Annotated in this window: 16 protein-coding genes; 3 read left to right on the top strand and 13 right to left on the bottom strand. The window is 70.1% G+C overall.

Annotated elements, in window-relative coordinates; all coding sequences use genetic code 11:
• The first annotated feature begins 9 nt into the window (after window positions 1–9).
• On the top strand, window positions 10–1350 hold the full coding sequence (locus NJ4_RS07360; protein WP_067432387.1) for an LLM class flavin-dependent oxidoreductase: 1341 nt from the start codon (window positions 10–12) through the stop codon (window positions 1348–1350).
• Between the two features lie 6 nt (window positions 1351–1356).
• Here the strand turns inward: NJ4_RS07360 and NJ4_RS07355 are convergent, their stop codons facing one another.
• From NJ4_RS07355 to NJ4_RS07335, 5 genes are all read right to left on the bottom strand, one after another.
• A complete protein-coding gene (locus NJ4_RS07355; RefSeq protein ID WP_082748272.1) occupies window positions 1357–2064 on the bottom strand; it encodes a GTP pyrophosphokinase in 708 nt (235 codons plus the stop codon).
• A gap of 33 nt (window positions 2065–2097) precedes the next feature.
• Complete coding sequence (locus NJ4_RS07350; protein ID WP_067432384.1) at window positions 2098–3576, bottom strand: carboxyl transferase domain-containing protein; 1479 nt, start codon at window positions 3574–3576, stop codon at window positions 2098–2100.
• Window positions 3573–4556: an NAD-dependent epimerase/dehydratase family protein gene (locus NJ4_RS07345; RefSeq protein WP_067432381.1), complete on the bottom strand. Its 984-nt coding sequence runs from the start codon at window positions 4554–4556 to the stop codon at window positions 3573–3575. The genes NJ4_RS07350 and NJ4_RS07345 overlap by 4 nt, the downstream gene beginning before the upstream one ends.
• Window positions 4557–4651: 95 nt before the next feature.
• The gene (locus NJ4_RS07340) at window positions 4652–6169 is read right to left on the bottom strand and encodes a M1 family metallopeptidase (RefSeq protein WP_067432377.1); all 1518 of its coding nucleotides are present in this window, start codon (window positions 6167–6169) and stop codon (window positions 4652–4654) included.
• A gap of 66 nt (window positions 6170–6235) precedes the next feature.
• Window positions 6236–6775: a GNAT family N-acetyltransferase gene (locus tag NJ4_RS07335; protein ID WP_067432374.1), complete on the bottom strand. Its 540-nt coding sequence runs from the start codon at window positions 6773–6775 to the stop codon at window positions 6236–6238.
• 60 nt (window positions 6776–6835) lie between these two features.
• Here NJ4_RS07335 and paaN point away from each other — a divergent pair, with 60 nt between their 5' ends.
• Entirely contained in the window at window positions 6836–8512 is a 1677-nt protein-coding gene (gene paaN, locus NJ4_RS07330; RefSeq protein ID WP_067432371.1) for a phenylacetic acid degradation protein PaaN, read from the top strand.
• On the opposite strand, the gene NJ4_RS07325 is transcribed toward paaN, so the two are convergent.
• Window positions 8509–9429: an oxidoreductase gene (locus tag NJ4_RS07325; RefSeq protein WP_067432368.1), complete on the bottom strand. Its 921-nt coding sequence runs from the start codon at window positions 9427–9429 to the stop codon at window positions 8509–8511. The genes paaN and NJ4_RS07325 overlap by 4 nt on opposite strands.
• Window positions 9426–10232: a maleylpyruvate isomerase N-terminal domain-containing protein gene (locus NJ4_RS07320; protein ID WP_067432365.1), complete on the bottom strand. Its 807-nt coding sequence runs from the start codon at window positions 10230–10232 to the stop codon at window positions 9426–9428. The genes NJ4_RS07325 and NJ4_RS07320 overlap by 4 nt, the downstream gene beginning before the upstream one ends.
• A gap of 127 nt (window positions 10233–10359) precedes the next feature.
• On the opposite strand from NJ4_RS07320, the gene NJ4_RS07315 reads away from it, so the two are divergent.
• On the top strand, window positions 10360–12105 hold the full coding sequence (locus NJ4_RS07315; protein ID WP_067432362.1) for an NHL domain-containing thioredoxin family protein: 1746 nt from the start codon (window positions 10360–10362) through the stop codon (window positions 12103–12105).
• A gap of 55 nt (window positions 12106–12160) precedes the next feature.
• Here the strand turns inward: NJ4_RS07315 and mnhG are convergent, their stop codons facing one another.
• Genes mnhG through NJ4_RS07285 form a run of 6 tightly spaced genes read right to left on the bottom strand, consistent with a single transcriptional unit; the run spans window position 12161 to window position 18362 of the window.
• Complete coding sequence (gene mnhG, locus NJ4_RS07310; protein ID WP_082748269.1) at window positions 12161–12529, bottom strand: monovalent cation/H(+) antiporter subunit G; 369 nt, start codon at window positions 12527–12529, stop codon at window positions 12161–12163.
• Entirely contained in the window at window positions 12526–12810 is a 285-nt protein-coding gene (locus tag NJ4_RS07305) for a monovalent cation/H+ antiporter complex subunit F (protein WP_067432359.1), read from the bottom strand. Before NJ4_RS07305 ends, mnhG begins: the two co-directional genes overlap by 4 nt.
• Complete coding sequence (locus tag NJ4_RS07300; RefSeq protein WP_067432356.1) at window positions 12807–13349, bottom strand: Na+/H+ antiporter subunit E; 543 nt, start codon at window positions 13347–13349, stop codon at window positions 12807–12809. Before NJ4_RS07300 ends, NJ4_RS07305 begins: the two co-directional genes overlap by 4 nt.
• Window positions 13346–15037 carry a Na+/H+ antiporter subunit D gene (locus NJ4_RS07295; protein WP_067432353.1) on the bottom strand — a complete coding sequence of 564 codons (1692 nt, stop codon included), beginning with the start codon at window positions 15035–15037 and terminating at the stop codon, window positions 13346–13348. The genes NJ4_RS07300 and NJ4_RS07295 overlap by 4 nt, the downstream gene beginning before the upstream one ends.
• 2 nt (window positions 15038–15039) lie before the next feature.
• Window positions 15040–15495 (bottom strand): Na(+)/H(+) antiporter subunit C, encoded by a 456-nt coding sequence (locus tag NJ4_RS07290; protein WP_067432350.1) that lies wholly within the window; start codon window positions 15493–15495, stop codon window positions 15040–15042.
• On the bottom strand, window positions 15492–18362 hold the full coding sequence (locus NJ4_RS07285) for a Na+/H+ antiporter subunit A (RefSeq protein WP_067432347.1): 2871 nt from the start codon (window positions 18360–18362) through the stop codon (window positions 15492–15494). The genes NJ4_RS07290 and NJ4_RS07285 overlap by 4 nt, the downstream gene beginning before the upstream one ends.
• Between the last annotated feature and the right edge of the window lie 55 nt (window positions 18363–18417).

Raw genomic sequence — 18417 nt, 5'->3', positions numbered from 1 at the left:
AGATGCCTCATGTCCGAACCACGTCCCTCCATCACTCTCAACGCCTTCCTGATGGGCACCGGCCACCACGAGGCATCGTGGCGCCTGCCCGACGCCGACCCGCGGGTGTCGCGCGACGTCACCTACTTCCAGGAGCTCGCCCGGACGGCCGAGCGGGGCAAGCTGGACTCCGTCTTCTTCGCCGACAGCCCGTCGCTGATGACCGATCCCGCCCGGCGCCCGAGCGAGACGCTGGAGCCGCGGCTGCTGCTCTCCGCGATGGCCGTCGCCACCGAACGGATCGGGCTCGTGGCCACGTCGTCCACGACCTACGAGGACCCCTACAACCTGGCCCGCGGCTTCGCCTCGCTCGACGCGATCAGCAACGGCCGGGCCGCATGGAACGTGGTGACCAGCGCCGACCTCAAGGCCGGTGCCAACTTCGGCTACACCACCGCCCCCACGCATGCCGAGCGCTACGAGCGCGCCGAGGAGTTCCTCGAGGTGGTCCTCGCCCTCTGGGACTCGTGGGCGGTTGATGCGGTCATCGCCGACAAGACCGCCGGGGTGTGGGCAGACCCGGCCCGGGTGCGCTCCATCGACCACGCCGGCGACAGGTTCGACGTGGCGGGTCCGCTGACCGTCGGACGCAGTCAGCAGGGGCGGCCGGTCATCGTGCAGGCCGGCTCGTCCGGCCCCGGCATCGCGCTGGCCGCGAAGTACGCCGAGGCCGTCTTCACCGCCACGCCCACCATCGAGGAGGGCCGCGACTTCTACCGGAGGCTCAAGGACGCCACCGTGGCCGCCGGACGCTCCCGCGACCACATCAGGATCCTCCCCGGGTTGGTGCCGATCCTGGGCAGCACCGAGGCCGAGGCCCGTGACCTCGAGCGTCAGCTCGACGACCTGGTGGTCCTTGACCACCCGCTCCGCCAGCTGGCCGCCGACGTCGGCATCCCGGTCGACCAGCTCGACCTCGACCGCCCCCTCCCGCGCGACATCCGATCGGCCGACGAGATCGAGGGCAACAAGGCCCGCTATGAGCTGACCGTGGCAATGGCGCGGCGTGACGACCTCACCGTCCGGCAGCTGCTGCTGCGGCTCGGTAGCGGTCGTGGCCACCGGGCCTTCGTCGGCACGCCCGAGCAGGTGGCCGACACCATCGAGGAGTGGGTGACCTCCGGTGCCGCCGACGGCTTCAACATCATGCCGGCGGTCCTGCCCTCGGGCCTCGAGCTGTTCGTCGAGCAGGTGGTGCCGATCCTGCAGGACCGTGGTCTCTTCCGTCGCGAGTACGCCGGGACGACGCTGCGCGAGCACTACGGTCTGCCCGTGCCCGGCACCGAGGGTGGCCTCCCCCAAACGGGCTGAGCTGGATCAGTCGGTGGCCAGCGACCTGATCTCGTCGCGCAGACGACCCATCTGCCGGTCCAGGTCGGAGGCCGTGCTGGCCACCGACAGCAGGGCCTGCTGCAGGTCGTCGGGCACCGCGCCGGCGTACTTGTAGTAGATGCGGTGCTCGACGCTGGCCCAGAAATCCATCGCGATCGTGCGGATCTGGAGCTCGACCGGCACGTTGATCGAGCGGTCGGAGAGGAACACCGGGACCTCGACGATCAGGTGCAGGCTCTGGTAGCCGTTGGCCTTGGGGGTGGCGATGTAGTCCTTGGTCTCCAGCAAGGTCAGGTCGGGCTGCCGGGTCAGCATCTCGGCCACCCGGTAGGTGTCCTCGACGAACGCGCAGGTCACCCGGATGCCGGCGATGTCACGGATCCTCTCGCGCACGGCGGCCAGGTCGGGCGGGCAGTCGATGCGGCGCATCTTGTCGACCAGGCTGTCCATCGACTTCAGTCGGGTCTTCACGTGCTCGATCGGACCGTAGTCCTGGGTCTGCTCGAACTCCTGGCGCAGGATGTTGATCTTGGTGGCGACCTCCTCCATGCCGCAGGAGTACTCGAGCCGGAACGCGTTCAGCTGGGTCTGGATCTCTCGCAGGCTTCGCTCCGCATCCGCGGGGTCGGTGGTTCCCTCGATCAGCCCGCGGAGCAGGTCGATGCGTGGGGCGTCGGACACGGGTTCACTCATGTCACCCAGTATCCGCGACCGCCGGTTGCCGGCTCAGAGATAGCGGGCGGTGCGATCCTGCGCCGAGCCCGGACCCGAGTCGAGCAGCCGGGACAGCTCGAACTCGAGCACGCCGCCGACGCGGTGGCAGAACGCCTCCGGCTCCTCGGCGGCGTCCGGCTTCTCGGGCACGATCCGATCCACCACTCCGCGGGTGTGCAGGCCGATCGCCAGCACCTGCTGGGATTCGGCCATCTCGGCGGCGTGGTCGAGATCGCGGTGCACGATCGCGCTGGCCCCCTCGGGTGGCAACGGGGACAGCCAGGCGTGCTGGGCAGCGATCACCCGGTCGGCCGGCAGGAAGGCCAGTGCCCCGCCGCCGTTGCCCTCGCCCAGCATGAGGCACAGGGTCGGCGCCTCCAGGGTGACCAGGTCGGCCAGGCAGCGGGCGATCTCACCGGCCAGCCCGCCCTCCTCGGCCTCCACCGACAGCGCGGCGCCCTGGGTGTCGATCACGGTCACCAGCGGCAGACCCAGCTCGACCGCGAGCCGCATGCCGCGGCGGGCCTCACGCAATGCGCCCGGGCCCATCGGGTGGTCGGTGGTCTGGCCGCGCCGGTCCTGGCCCAGGAACACGCACGGCGCGTCGCCGAACCGGGCCAGGGCGATCAACAGTCCGGGGTCGGCCTCGCCCTGGCCGGTGCCGTTCAGTGGCACGACGTCGGTGGCGGCGTACTTCAGCAGTCGTCGTACGCCGGGTCGCTCCGGGTTGCGGGACCGGGTCACCGCGTCCCACGTGTCGACGTCGGGGATCGGCTCCTCGACCGGTTCGGCGACCGGGTCGACGCCGTGGCGCGGCGCGAGCAGGATCGCCAGGGCGCGATCGACGATGTCGGCCAGTGCCTCGGGCGGCAGGACCGCGTCGATGATGCCGTGGGCGTAGAGGTTCTCGGCGGTCTGCACGCCCTCGGGGAACGGACGGTCGTAGAGCGCCTCATAGACCCGAGGACCCAAGAACCCGGTCAGCGCCCCGGGCTCGGCGACCGTCACGTGACCCAGCGATCCCCACGACGCCATCACCCCACCGGTGGTGGGGTTGCGCAGGTAGACGAGGTAGGGGAGTCCGGCTTCCTTGTGCTGCGCGACCGCCGCACTGATCCGCACCATCTGCACGAACGCCGGCGTGCCCTCCTGCATCCGGGTGCCGCCACTGATCGGCGCGGCCAGCAGCGGCAGCCCCTCCGCCGTGGCGCGCTCGATGCCGGCGACGAGTCGGTCGGCGGCATCGCGACCGATGGACCCGGCCAGGAAGCCGAACTCGCCGATGAGCACGGCGACGCGTCGGTCGCGGATTCGACCCTCGCCCGTGATCACCGACTCGTCGGTGCCGGCCTTCTCCTGTGCGGCAGCCAGCTGGGCGGCGTACTCCTCGGTGACGTCACGGCGTGCCGGGGGGACGTCCCAGGAGGTCCACGACCCGTCGTCGAGGACGAGGTCGATGAGCTGCCGCGCGGAGAGACGTGTCGTGGTCACTCGCCGAGGCTATGCCAGGCCCGCAGCACCGCGGCCTCGTCTTCACGACTGAGACCTGTGGTCGTCGAGTCCGGGTCGTCACGCAGCCAGGTGAGGGTGTCACGGGCGGTGTCGGCCAGGGGGCGGGTGGTCAGTCCGGCAGCGAAGGACGCAGCGCTGTCGTGCGCCATCAGGCCGGCGTACTCGGGCAGCGGCAGCCAGACCGGGAGGGAGCGATCGCCCGACCACGGGTCCACCTCCTGCTCGACCAGGAACTCCTGGGGCAGCCAGGTCCACTGCGGTCGGGTGCCGACACCGCGGGACACCTCGTCGAGGAACGCGCCGCGCGTGGTGATGTGTCCGGTGCCGTCGAAGGTGCCGTCGGTGCGGTGCTCGGCACAACCGACGATCCAGCCGGCCAGGTCGCGGACGTCGATCAGCTGGACCGGGTCATCGGGGGAGCCCGGTGCCAGCACCTCACCGGCGTCGGCCACGCGTGGTGGCCAGTAGGAGAACCGACCACTGGGATCGCCCGGTCCGACGATCAGCCCCGGCCGGATCACGGTCGACGTCGCCGCGCCCTCGCGGACGATCTGCTCACAGGCCACCTTCATCGCGCCGTACACCTCCGGCGAGGCCATCGGGTCCTCGTCGGTGGTGATCGGGTCATGCAGGGGCAACGTGTCCGGGGTGCCACCGGGGATCGAGTCGTCGGAGTAGACGTTGACCGTCGAGACGAACACCCAGTGGGCGCTGGGGAAGGTCGCCACGGCATCTCTCACCCGGCTCGGGTGGCGCGCGACGTCGATCACCGTGTCGTAGGCGGTCTCCAGGGCCGACCAGTCAGGCGCTTCGCGGTCGAGGACGACGTGGCGTGCCCCCTCGGGCACTGAGCCCGACGTCCCCCGGCAGGCGCAGGTCACCTCGTGGCCGCGCGCCGCGGCCTCGACTGCGACCGCCTTGGACAGGAACACCGTGCCACCGAGCACCAGGATCTTCATGTCTCCACACAAGCGAAACGGCCAGCCTCCCACAAGGGAGACCGGCCGCCGTCCGCTGTCAGCAGAGCAGCCCTGAGCAGAGCTGAACCGGGGGATCAGCTGCGCTTCGGAGTCTTCTCGCCCATCAGCCAGGCGTCGAAGAAGTCGGTGAGCTCCTCGCCGGTCTCCTGCTCGATCCAGTCGAGGTACTCCTCGCGGGTGGGGTTGCCCTGCTTGTGCACCGTGGGCCACGCGCGCACCATCGCCCAGAACTTCTCGTCGCCGAGCTTCTTGCGCAGTTCGTGCCACATCAAGGCAGGGCCGTAGTAGATGTTGCTCTCCCCGAACGTGCGAGGGTCGTAGTTGCCGGGTGGGCCGGCGGTGGCGCGGTACTGCTTCTCCCACGTCGCCCACTCGTCCATCACGTCGTCGACGGTGCGCCCGGTCTGCTGGGCCTCGAAGACTCCCTGGACGTACATCGCCATGCCCTCGTTGATCCAGACGTCCTTCCAGTCGCTGGGTGAGGTGATGTCGCCGTACCACTGGTGCGCGATCTCGTGCACCACGACGTCGGGCGAGAGCGTGTAGTCGCTGTCGCCGTACGTGATCATCTGCTGGGTCTCCATCGCGCTCTCGGAGTCGACGACCACGGAGCCGAGCGAGCTGAACGGGTAGGGGCCGAGCTTCTCCTCGAGCCAGTCGACCGCGCGCTTGGTGTACTTCATGGCCTTCAGGGCGCGGGCGTCGCCGGGGGCGGTCCAGTAGGTCAGCGGGACGCCGCTGGCCGACGTGTCCTCGGTCTGCTCGTACTCCCCGATGGCGAGCGTGATCAGGTACGACGACGCGGCACTGTCGAGGTGCCACCTGCTGACGGAGTTGCCGTCGACCTCTGTCTGCGAGGTGAGCTGGCCGTTGGCGATGCCGACCCTGGGCGCCGGTGTGGTGATCGTGAAGTCGTAGAACGCCTTGTCGGAGGGCTGGTCGTTGACCGGGTACCACGTGTAGGCGCCATAGGGCTCCTGCATCGTCCACACGTCGCCGTCGTCGGTGATCGTGAAGCCGGTGGTGGAGAAGTCGCTGCGCGTGGTCGGCGCATCGGCGGGCTCGGGCGTGCCCTCGTAGTCGACGACGAGGAGGTACCTCTGGTCCTTGGTGACCGGAGCCTTGATGACCAGGTCCTTGCCGACGTGGGTGACCTCGACCTCCTGCGCGTCGAGGGTCGCGGCCGTGACCTCGAGGCCCTCGCCGAAGTCGAGCTGGAACTCCTGCTGCGAGGCGGTCGCGCGGAAGGCCACCTCGGCCCGGCCGGTCAACACCTTGTCCTCGGGGTCCCAGGTCAGGTCGAGGCCGTAGTGGAGCGAGTCGACGATCGGGTCACCGACGTTCGGGTAGAGGCTGTCCTCGACGGGCTTGCTCAGCGCCGCCTTGAACGCCGGGTCCTCCGGGTCGGTGGTGGTGCCGGGATCGGAGTCCGTGGTGTCGACCGTCGTCGGACCGCCCGATCGCACTGCCTTCTTGCCCGCCGTGCCGTTGTCGTCGCCGCCGACGGCGAGGCCGCCGACCAGGATGGCGACCACGGCCACGACGACCACGGCCACGACGACGCCCACGATGGCGATGAGCTTGGACTTCACGTGCCTACCCCTGTCTTCGGCGTCATCCACTGCGACGACGCCACTCCTACCCGGCTGTTGCGGGCTTCAATCGCGGTCCGCGACCGGAGTGATGGGACGAGTCTGCCCTAGAACCCGTTCCATCAGGGCGACGATTTTTGTGGGGGCAGGCGTGGAGCCCGGCGTGGAGCCGAGTCGGTGGACTTCGGTGTAGCCGCGATTGCGGTGGAAGTCGAGCGACGCCTGGTTCGGTGGCTCGGCGTTGACCTCGAGCACCATGCGGCCGTACGTCGCAGCGTGTCGCTCGAGTTCGTCGTACACCCGGCGGCCCAGGCCGAGACGGCGGAAGCGGTGGTCGAGCACGATCCGGTCGAGATAGAGGAAGGCGTCGCCGAAGTGATCGCTGAACCACCGGTAGTTCTCCGAGTCGTACGACGAACCCGGTGCGAAGGTCAGCACGAATCCCGCGGGCCGGCCCTCGTGCTCGATGACGTCGGCCCGGTCGGCCCAGTCGAGCAGTGTCCCCAGGCGATCCTGGTCCAACGGGGAGAGGAGCTCGACATTGTGGTGGTTCAGGTCCAGCACGAACGCGTGGTCGGCGGGCGTGATCGGGCGCAGGAGGGGCATGGCGGCAGGCTAGTGGACCGTTGAGTTGGCCCTCTTACAGTGATGTGCCACAGTGGCGGAATGGTGTCACAAACTGACTTCTTCGCCCGTCACGCCGATCGTCTCGAGAAGGCCACGGAGGCCTGCGCCAGCCGGGCCTACTTCTCCGCGTTCAACGAGTCGCCCTCGCCCAAGGTCTACGGCGAGACCGCCGCGGCCGAGGGCAAGGCGGCCTTCGACGCCTGGCTCGGCACCGTCTTCCCGCTGAGCACTCCCGGTGCCGAGGGCACGGTGGCGACCGAGCGGTCGCCGTACGGCTTCGACCTGGGCGTCAGCTACCCGCGCGCCCGTGACGTCGAGGCACTGCTCGTGGCGGCCGCGAGCGGCATGAAGGCCTGGCGCGACGCTGGCCCCGACGCCCGCACCGGCGTCTGTCTCGAGATCCTCGACCGGCTGCACGCGCGCGTCTTCGAGCTGGCCAACGCGGTGCAGCACACCAGCGGCCAGGCGTTCGTGATGGCTTTCCAGGCCGGCGGCGCGCACGCCCTCGACCGCGCGCTGGAGGCGATCGCCTACGCCCACGCCGAGATGACCCGAACCCCGGCCACCGCGCTCTGGGAGAAGCCCGGCCGCGGCGAACCCTTGCGCATGGAGAAGACATTCACCGTCGTGCCGCGCGGCGTCGCGCTGGTGATCGGGTGCAACACCTTCCCGACCTGGAACTCCTGGCCCGGCCTCTTCGCCTCGCTGGTCACCGGCAACCCGGTCGTGGTCAAGCCGCACCCGCAGGCCGTGCTGCCGCTGGCGATCACCGTGCAGGTCTGCCAGGAGGTGCTGACCGAGGCCGGCTTCGACGCCGACCTGGTCACGCTCGCGGCCGAGGACCCGGCCGACAAGCTCGCCTCCAACCTCGCCCTGCACCATGCCGTGAGGCTGATCGACTTCACCGGTGGCAACGCGTTCGGCGACTGGCTCGAGCTCAACGCCCGCCAGGCCACCGTGTTCACCGAGAAGGCCGGCGTCAACTCCATCGTGGTCGACTCGACGTCGAGCTTCGGCGCGATGTGCGCGAACCTCGCGTTCTCGTTCTCCCTCTACTCCGGCCAGATGTGCACCGCTCCGCAGAACCTCTACCTGCCCGCCGCAGGCATCGCGACCGACGAGGGGACCAAGACCCCGGCCGACGTGGCCGCCGGGATCGAGGCCGCGCTCGGCAAGCTGCTGGGCGACGACGCCCGAGCGGTCGAGCTGCTCGGTGGTGTGGTCAACCCCGGTGTGCTCGAGCGACTGGCCGGCGCCGGATCAGGTGAGCGTGGCGACGTGCTGGTCGCCTCCCGTGAGGTCACCCACCCGGCGTACGCCGACGCGACCGTGCGCACTCCGACCCTGGTCGGGCTGAGCGCCGACGACTCCGACGTCTACGAGAGTGAGTGCTTCGGGCCGGTCGCCTACCTCATCTCGACCGCCGACACCGCGCAGTCGATCGACCTGTTCCGTGACACGGTGCAACGCCACGGCGCGATGACCGCCGCTGTCTACTCGACCGACGACACGGTGATCGCCGACATGCGCGAGGCTGCGCTCGATGCCGGCGTCGCGCTGAGCGAGAACCTGCTCGGCGGCGTCTTCGTCAACCAGTCGGCGGCGTTCTCCGACTTCCACGGCACCGGCGCCAACCCGGCCGCGAACGCGTCCTACACCGACGGGGCGTACGTCGCCTCCCGCTTCCGGATCGTGCAGTCCCGCCGACACGTCTAGGGGTACGCGACCCCGACCGTCTCCTCCGAGATCTCCCAGAGCCGGCCCTGGCTCTCGGCGTCCCGGGAGAGGCGGTTGGAGCCGACGACCCGCGGCAGACCACGCATCTGGCGCAACCCGCCCGGGCCGCAGTAGGTGCCGCCGGGCAGGTCGTCGGTCGCCGCCATCAAGGTCGGCAACGCGCCCATCTCGGCGGACTGCGCGCCGGCCTTCATCGCGGCGTCCAGGATGCTGGTCAGACCGCCCGACCCCTTGAGCGTCTGGCCGTAGGACAGCAGGTGCGTGGCGGCGTACCCGGGATGTGCGGCCAGCGCCTTGACCGGAATGCCGGCCATGCGGGCACGCCTGTCGAACTCGTAGGTGAAGAGCAGGTTCGCCAGCTTCGACTGCGAGTAGACCACCCAGCGCTTGTACCTGCCCCGGGGCTCGCGCGGGTCCCACAACGGCGCCACCTTGGTCAGGTGGTGCGCGTTGGAGGCCACGCTGACCACGCGCCCGTCGCCTGAGGCGATCAGCTGGGGCAGCAGCAGGCCGGTCATCAGGAACGGGCCGAAGTGGTTGGTGCCCATCTGCAGGTCGAGGCCGTCGACGGTACGACGCTCGGGCGTGGCCATCACACCGGCGTTGTGCACCAGCACGTCGATCGCGCCGAACCGCTCGGCGTCAGCCGCGGCCCGGCGTACGTCGTCGAGGGAGGAGACGTCGACGACGAGCTCCTCGAGAGCGGCCTCGGGGATCTCCTCGAGCAGCGACGCCTTCGTGGCGGCGAGCTTCTCCGGGTTGCGTGCGGCCAGGATCACCCGGGCTCCTCGACGGGCCAGCTCGCGGGCGTTGTGCGTGCCGAGACCGCTGGTGACGCCGGTGACCAGGATCGTGCGGCCCGACTGGTCGGGCATCTGCGCCAGGTCCCAGCTCACGGCGTGGTCCGGAACGCGTCGACGACGGCCTGGCCGAGGGTGGCGTCGCCCTGGAACTCCACACCGAGGGGGGTACGACGACCGCCGGCCATCACGATGAACGCCTCGCGACCGAGACTGATCCGGACGGTCGGGTTCCACGGCACCTCGACGGGTGCGGCGCGACCGTCGTCCCCGATCACCACGGCCCGTTCCTCGTTGCCGGCGACCGCGAGCACGACGGTCGTGCCCTTGGCCGGGGCCACGCGCTTGCCGACGATGACCGGCAACGCGTCGAGCATGTAGTCGCTGGTGTGCCGGGCGGCTGCCGAGTCCAGGTTGCCCGGGCGGTCCGTCGCGCGGCGGATGTCCTGCTCGTGCATCCACACGTCGAGGGGACGGTTGCGCAGCAGGGTGTTCCAGTCCCAGGGGAGGCCGCCGAAGACCAGTGCGGGCATGCCCTTGCCGTCGGTCGGCGGGTCGTCGAGCAGCTCGGTGCGACGCTTGGTCGTCGACTGCCTGATCTCGTTGATCAGCTCGTCGGGAGTGCGGTCGCGGCGCGCCGCCACCCCTTGCTCGGTGTAGTGCCCGAGCAGGCCGGTGACATGGTCGGGCTTGCCGATGTCGATCGACTCCTCGGGTGCTCCGGCCAGGATGGCCTCGAGATGGGCAGTGTGGGCCGCCACGTCCTGGACCTTCCAACCGGGCAGGTCGGTCGGCTTCGTCCAGTCGGGGTCGGCGAGCTCTTCCAGCAGGGCCGTGAAGTCGTCGATCGCCTGCCACCAGACCTCGATGTAGCGGGCGAGTCGCTGCGCGTCAGTCATGGGCCCGAGACTAGAGGGCTTCGTCGCTGAGGGGCGACCGCGGGGAGGCCGGGCGCCTGCGCGGCCCCGTTCACGCGGCCGTGGGTCGGTCGAGCTCGACTTGCGAGGCCGCGGGAGACTTGTTGCCATGAGCGCCACCCCACGCGTCCGCGCCCCCGAGCTCCGGGGCCGCGGCTGGCTGAACACCGACGGACCGCTGACCCTGCGCGAGCTGCGCGGCCGCATCGTGCTCCTCGACTTCTGGACGTTCTGCTGCATCAACTGCCTGCACGTGCTCGACGAGCTGCGCGAGGTCGAGGAGGAGTTCGCCGACGAGCTGGTGATCATCGGCGTCCACTCACCGAAGTTCGTGCACGAGGCCGATCCCGTCGCCCTCGCAGCCGCGGTCGAGCGCTACGCCGTGGCACATCCCGTGCTCGACGACCCCGAGCTGATCACCTGGCAGAACTACACCGCCCGGGCCTGGCCGACGCTGGTGCTGATCGACCCCGAGGGCTACGTGGTCGCGCACTATGCCGGGGAGGGTCATGCGCACGCGATCAGCGCGATGGTCCGCGAGCTCGTCGCCACCCACCGCTCGAAGGGCACCCTCCAGCCCGGCGACTCGCCCTACGTCCCGCCGGAGCCGGAGCGGACCGACCTGCGCTTCCCGGCCAAGGCCATCGCCCTGCCCGACGGGCACACCCTCGTGGCCGATGCCGGACACCACCAGGTCGTCGAGCTCGACGGGGAGGACGTCGTACGCCGACTCGACGGCTTCCGCGAGCCGAACGGGCTGTGTCTGCTGCCGGACGACGTGGCCGCCGAGGTCGGCTACGACGTGGTGGTCGCCGACACCGTGAACCATCGCCTGGCCGGCATCACGTTGAGCACCGGCGAGGTCCGCACCCTGGCCGGGGACGGCACCCAGTGGATGCAGGGTGAATCCACCCGGCGGCTCTCCAGCCCGTGGGACGTCGCGTGGTGGCAGGGCAGGGTCTGGGTGGCGATGGCCGGCATCCACCAGCTCTGGACCTTCGACCCGCGGACCGGTGCGGTCGCGGTTGCCGCAGGTACGACGAACGAGGGGCTGCTCGACGGGCCCCTGGAGCGGGCCTGGTTCGCGCAGACCAGCGGGCTGGCGGTCGACGGCGAGCGGCTCTGGCTCGCGGACTCCGAGACCTCGTCACTGCGCTTCGTCGAGGCCGGCGAGGTGCACACCGTCGTCGGCCACGGACTCTTCGACTTCGGCTTCAAGGACGGCGGGCGCGACGACGCACGACTCCAGCACCCACTGGGCGTCGCCGTCCTCCCCGACGGCACGATCGGTGTCTGCGACACCTACAACGGCGCTCTGCGCCGCTTCGACCCGGTGACCGGCCTGGTCAGCACGATCGCTTCCGGGCTCGGTGAACCGTCCGGCCTGCTCGTGCGCGGCGACACGGCGTACGTCGTCGAGTCGGCAGCGCACCGCATCACCGACGTCCCCCTGGACACGAACGAGGCCAGCTCCGACTTCGAGTCCCGCACGCAACGACCGGTCACCGACGTGGCCACGACGCTCCAGCTGCGTACGCCGTTCGCGCCACCGCCGGGCCAGAAGGTCGACGACCGGTTCGGCCCGTCGAGCCAGCTGGTGGTGACCGCCACGCCGACGGCCCTGATCCGGGGTGGAGACGGCCGCGGCACCGACCTGGACCGGACCCTCGAGCTCGACCCTGTGGTCGGGGAGGGCGTGCTGCACGTGGCCGCCCGCGCGGCGTCGTGCGACGTCCAGGGTGGGGAGGGCGCTGCCTGCCGGATGCATCAGCAGGACTGGGGCATCCCGATCCGGATCACTCCCGGAGGAGACGCCGAGCTCGTCCTCCCGCTGGGCGGCGTCGACGAGAACTGACGACTCGACGGACCAAAATCAACAAGTCGACGCGCGAAACCCCACAACTCGTGGATCAGGGGGCGCCGCGGGGTTCCTCCATCTGCGGCAGGCAGTCGCTGAGCTCGTCCACGATCAGGCGGTCGTGGTCGACCTGGCCGGCGCGGAACGAGGCTCGGCCGACCATGTGGTTGGCCACCGGCGAGGTGAACAGCTGGAACAACCCGACCAGCACCAGGACGCCGATCGCCTCGGGGTCGCGCAGCCGGAAACCGAGGCCGGTCAGCACCAGGAGCAGGCCGAGCACCTGGGGCTTGGTGGCGGCATGCATCCGGCTGAGCAGGTCGGGCAGGCGCAGGACGCCGATCGCCGCGATCAGCGCCAGCGTCGCTCCGCTGAGCATGCAGGCGGCGGCGATCACGTCGGCCACGGTGGTCCAGTTCACGACTCGCTGTCCTCCGCTTCGATGTCGTCGCTGCCGCGGCTGAACCGGGCGATGCTCACCGAGCCCACGAAGCCGAGCAGGGTGAGCACCAGCAGGATCGGCAGGGTCGTCGTGTTGCGGTGCAGCGCCGCCTCCAGGGCCAGGGCGCAGATGCCGACCGCGGTGAGCACGTCGAGGGCGACGGTGCGGTCGAGCATCGTCGGCCCCATCGTCATCCGGGCCAGCAGCAGAAGTGCGGCCAGGCCCAGCATGCCGGCGCAGAGGTAGAGCACGACGGTCATGACGACGCCTCCTCGAGGTGGGCGATGTGCGTGCCGAAGGCCCTCACCACGCGACGCTCCTGGGCCAGCACCCGTTGCCGGAAGATCTCCACGCCGGCCTCGTCGCGCACGTCGAAGGCATGGAAGAACACGGTGTGGGTGGAGCGCCGAGCCTCGACGGCGAGGCTGCCCGGGATCAGGCAGATCATCTCGGCGACGACGGTGAGCACGAAGTCCGACGGTGTCTTCAGGTTCACCTCGACCACGGCGTTGCGCAGGTTCTTCGTCGGCCCCAGCGTCGCCTTCGCGACGAGCAGGCTGGAGACCACGACGTCCCACAGGAACCGGACCAGCAGCCACACCAGCGCGACCGGGCGCACCCGCAGGTGCATGCGCAACGGGGGCAGCGGGAAGAACAGGCACACGCCGAGGGCGACCAGGAATCCGGAGACTGCGTTGCCCAGGGTGAAGTCGCGCCACAACATCAACCAGACCAGGGTCAGCCACACCAGCATCGGCCACTGGAGGGTGCGGTGGCGGGGCATCCGCTGCGGGCTCATCCGTTGTCCCCCAGCACGGCCGAGATGTACGGCGTCCGTTCCTGCAGGTCGTGCGCGGCCCGGTCGGTGAACCCGAACAGGGGGCCGGCGACCAGGGTCAGCACCAGACTGAAGCCGATCAGGACGGCGGTCGGCACGACCATGCCGAGCGGCAGTCGGGTCGGCAGCGATCCGTCGTCGAGACGCTGGTGCAGGTCACGATCGGGTTGGTCCTCGTCGACCACGCGTCGGGCCTCGGCGAGCTCGCGAGTGCCGAACGCGGTGCCACCCATGTGGACGTGCTGGCCGTGGATGGTGAATCCCTGTCGGTGATGACTGTCGTCGAGGTCGTCCTCGAGCGCGGGCAGCGCGCGCATCATCTCGTGCGCCTGCTCCGGCGTGCGCCAGAAGGCGAGCCCCCAGGTCTTCGCGATGGCGTAGAGCGTCAGCAGGCTGGTCACCACGCCGGCGGCGACCAGCGTGTAGGCCATCGGCGTGCCGACCTCGATGCCGGCCTGGAGCAGCCCGACCTTGCCGAGGAACCCCGACATCGGTGGGATGCCGGCCAGGTTCATCGCGGGCACGAAGAAGAGCAGTGCCAGCACGGGGGACAACCGGGCCAGGCCACCGATGCGGATCAGGCTGGTGCTGCCGGCGCGGCGTTCGATCAGTCCCACGACCAGGAACAACGCGGTCTGGATGGTGATGTGGTGGGCGACGTAGAAGATCGCGCCGGAGATGCCGGCCTCGGTGGCCAGGCCGATGCCGAAGACCATGTAGCCGATGTGGCTGACCAGGGTGAACGAGAGCATGCGCTTGATGTCGGACTGGGCGACCGCGCCCAGGATGCCGACCAGCATGGTCAGCAGGGCCGCCCACAGCAGCAGGTCGGACAGCGGCGAGTCGGGGAACAGCAGCACCTGCACCCGCAGAATGGCGTACACGCCGACCTTGGTCAGCAACCCCGCGAACACGGCGGTGACCGGCGCGGGTGCCGTCGGATAGCTGTCCGGCAGCCAGAACGACAGCGGGAAGATGGCCGCCTTGATCGCGAACGTGGTCAGCAGCAGGAGCTGCAACATCAACGCGGTGCCGTCGGGCAGCTCATCGAGACGGGTCGCGAGCTGGGCGAAGTTGAGGCTGCCGGTGGCCGAGTAGACCGCGGCCAGGGCGATCAGGAACAGGCTCGAGGAGAGCATGTTGACCACGACGTAGATCGTGCCGGCCCGGATGCGCGCCTCGGTGCCACCCAGGGTCAGCAGCACGTAGCTGGCGAAGAGCAGCATCTCGAACGACACGAACAGGTTGAACAGGTCACCTGCCAGGAAAGCGTTGGAGACGCCGGCCACCAGCACCAGGAAGGTCGGGTGGTAGATCGACAGGGGTGCCTCGGTCTCGTCGCCGGTCATCCGTTGGCCGAGGGAGTAGAGCAGCACCAGCAGGGTGACGACCGCGGAGACCAGCAGCATCAGGGCCGAGAGCCGGTCGGCCACCAGGGCAATGCCGAGTGGCGAGGCCCATCCGCCGATCCAGAGGACCTGGGGCCCGTTGCGGTCGGCCTCGACGACGAGGATCGCGGCGACCATGACCACCGCGCTGAGGATGGCGATGGTCACGAGGCGCTGCGCGCGCGGTCGGTGGGAGAGCATCAGGGCGGCGCCGGCCCCGAGCAGGGGGAGGACGACGGGCAGTGGCACCAGCGTGGTCATGTTCACGAGGGAGCACCCTCTTCCTCGAACTGGTCCTCGTCGCCGGGGTCGTCCGTGGTCTGCTCGTGGGAGAGGTCGTGGCTGTCGGAGGCCTCGTCGGCCTGGGCGAGCGACCGGATCGCGGCGTCCTCGACGTCGTCCTGGACGTCGTCGTGCCCGTTGAGCTGCCAGCTGCGGTGGGCCATGGCCAGGAGGAACGCCGTGGTGCCGAGTGCGATCACGATCGCGGTGAGGACCAGGGCCTGCGGCAGTGGGTCGGCCATGTCGTCGGTCGGCGTGGTGCCGATGATCGGCGGGCCGCCGGCCGGGCCGGCGGCGACCATGAACAGCAGGTTCACCCCGTTGCCGAGCATCAGCAGCCCGACCAGGACCCGGGTCAGGCTGCGCTCGAGGATCAGGTAGACGCCGGTTCCGCAGAGGAACGACGCGGTCAGGATCAAGGTCAGGTTCGCGTTCACTGGGTGACACCCACTGTCGTCGTACGGTCGGCGACCTCATCGGACTCGCGTTCGGCCCGGAGGATCTGCCGGTCGAGCCGGGAGCCGAAGGTGCGCAGCAGGTCGAGGATCAACCCGACCACGACGAGGTAGACCCCGAGGTCGAAGAAGACCGAGGTGACCAGGTGCGGGTCGCCGAGCGGCCCGAGGTGGAAGTCGACCTGGGCGCTCTGGAGCACCGTGCCGCCGAAGGCGATCGGCGCGAGCGCTGCCGCAGCGGCGAGGAACAGGCCGGTGCCCATCAGGATGCCGGCGTCGACCGGGGCCGCCTCGTCGAGCTCGTAGCGGCCGCCCGCCAGGTAGCGGACCATCAGGGCGAGTCCGGTGACCATGCCGGCCGCGAAGCCGCCACCGACGTGGTTGTGGCCGGCGAAGAGCAGGTAGATCGAGAGCACCACCATGGTGTGGAACATCAGCCGGGTGACGACCTCGAAGATGATCGACCGGCGGTCCGGGCTCAGCGTGCGGGGGCCCGGGAGCCACACCCGACGGCCGGCCGCGGTGGGCAGCTTCTCGACGGTCTCGGGGTAGGGGATCTCGCGCACGCGTCGGATGCCGGACAGGCGGGTGTCGAGGAAGATCAGGCTGGCCACCCCGGTGGCGGCGGCGACCAGCACCGAGATCTCTCCGAGCGTGTCCCAGGCGCGGATGTCGAGCAGGATCACGCTGACGATGTTGTGCCCGCCGCCGTAGGCCAGCGCCGGTTCGGGGAAGTCGACCGAGACCGGGTCGGCACTGCGTGCGTTCGTCGCGAGCAGCATGAAGCCGGCGACGGCCAGTCCGACGGCGAGACCGAGCAGCATGCGGAGCCAACGACGACCGCTCAGCGGCCGGTCGGTGAAGTACTCGGGGAGTCGCCGCAGCACCAGCACGAAGACGACCAGGCTGGTGGTCTCGACCAGGATCTGGGTCAGCGCCAGGTCGGGCGCACCGTGCAGCAGGAACAGCAGTGCGGTGCCGTAGCCGGTGGTGCCGACCAGGATCACGGCGCGCAGTCGACGTCGGGAACGGGCGGTGAAGATCGCCGCGACCACGATCAGGGCGCCCACGACGCCCTGCGCGGGCGAGTCCCACAGCACGACGTCGAGGTCGGTGCCCAGGTTCGCCAGCATCACCGTGCCGGGCAGGGCGAGCACGACCAGCAGGATGAACGCGAGGTACGCCGCCACGGAGCCGCGTTGGGTGAAGCCGGTGACCTCGACGGCACTGCGGTCCACGGCTCGCATGCCCGCGCGGTAGAGACGCTCGGCGCTCCACGTGGAGGACGCGAGGGTCTGGAACTGCGCGAAGAGACGCCGCTTCCAGAACAGCAGCAGGCCCAGACCGATCGCGACGAAGGAGAGCAGGAGGGGGAGCTCGAGGCCGTGCCAGAGGGCGAGCTCGGCGTGGTGGTGGCTCGCGGGGAATTGGGCCACGTGGGGTTCGAAGGCGTGGGTCAGCGTTGGTCCGAAGAAGCCCAGGCCGAGAGTGAGCGAGGCCAGGATCACCGGCGAGGCCGCGAAGCCGGGGGCGACCGGCACCACCTGCGTCTCCTCGACGCCCGGCTTGCTGGCGAACGCACCCCACAGGAACCGCAGCGTGTAGGCCATGGTCAGCGCCGACCCGGCCACCACCCCCGCGACCACCAGCCAGTTGCCGTCCTCGAGCAGGGCACCGAAGACGCTCTCCTTGCCGACGAAGCCGAGCATCGGCGGCAGCCCGGCCATCGAGGCGGCGGCGACGACCGAGGCCGCGAAGACGACCGGCAGACGAGCGCCGACACCGGAGAGCTCGCGCAGGTCGCGGGTGCCTGCGTTGTGGTCGATGATGCCGACCACGAGGAACAGGGTCGCCTTGAACAGTGCGTGCGCCAGCAACATGGCCAACCCGGCGAGGGCGGCGTGGCGGGTGCCGATGCTGAAGACCACCAGCAGGAAGCCGAGTTGGCTGACGGTGCCGTAGGCCAGGAGCAGCTTGACGTCGTACTGCCGCAGCGCCCGCCACCCACCGAGCAGCATGGTCAGCACGCCCAGGGTGAGCACGGTGGGTCGCCAGCCGGGGGTGTCGGCGAAGCCGGGGGCGAGCAGGGCGACCAGGAAGACGCCGGCCTTCACCATCGAGGCGGCGTGGAGGTAGGCGCTGACCGGCGTCGGCGCCGCCATCGCGCCCGGCAGCCAGAAGTGGAACGGGACCAACGCCGACTTGCTCACTGCCCCGACCAGGACCAGGACGACGGCCACCGTCGCGACCGCCCCGGTCGGCGGATCCGCGACCAGCTCACTGGCCAGGTGGGTGCCGCTGAGCTGCCCCAGCATGAGGACGCCGACCAGCATCGCCAGCCCGCCCAGCGTCGTCACGATCAACGCCTGCATGGCCGCGAGCCGGCTGGCCCGCCGGCCGGGGTCGTTGCCGATCAACAGGTAGGAGAAGACCGTGGTCAGCTCCCAGAAGACGTAGAGCAGGAGCAGGTCGTCGGAGAGCACCAGCCCGAGCATGGCGCCGGCGAAGGCGAGGAAGACGCCGCTGAACTGTCCCAACGACGGGTCGTCGTCGGCGAAGTACCACCGGCAGTAGACCAGGACCAGGACCCCGATGCCGCTGACGATCAACGTCATCAGCCATGGCAGGACACCGAGGGTGAGGGTGATGTCGAAGTGCAGGTTGGGCAGCCACTCGATCGACTGGGTGAGCACCTCGCCGCCGGTGACCCGTGGCGCCATGGCGACTGCCCAGCCGAACGTGACGAGCGGCACCGCGGCGACCACCAGGAAGACGCGCGGGCCCAAGAACCTGACCAGGGCAGGGGTCAGCGCAGCCACGATGAAATGGGCAGCGACGAGCGCGAGCAAACGAGGGCCTCACTGAGGGGGTCCGGGGCAACATCCATCTTAGGTGGGGACCCAC

This window comes from Nocardioides jensenii JCM 1364 = NBRC 14755, from assembly GCF_001552535.1.
In the GTDB taxonomy this organism is placed as follows: domain Bacteria; phylum Actinomycetota; class Actinomycetes; order Propionibacteriales; family Nocardioidaceae; genus Nocardioides; species Nocardioides jensenii.
Note: the sequence above shows the minus strand (reverse complement) of the source record. Positions and strands in the feature narration are given on the sequence as shown.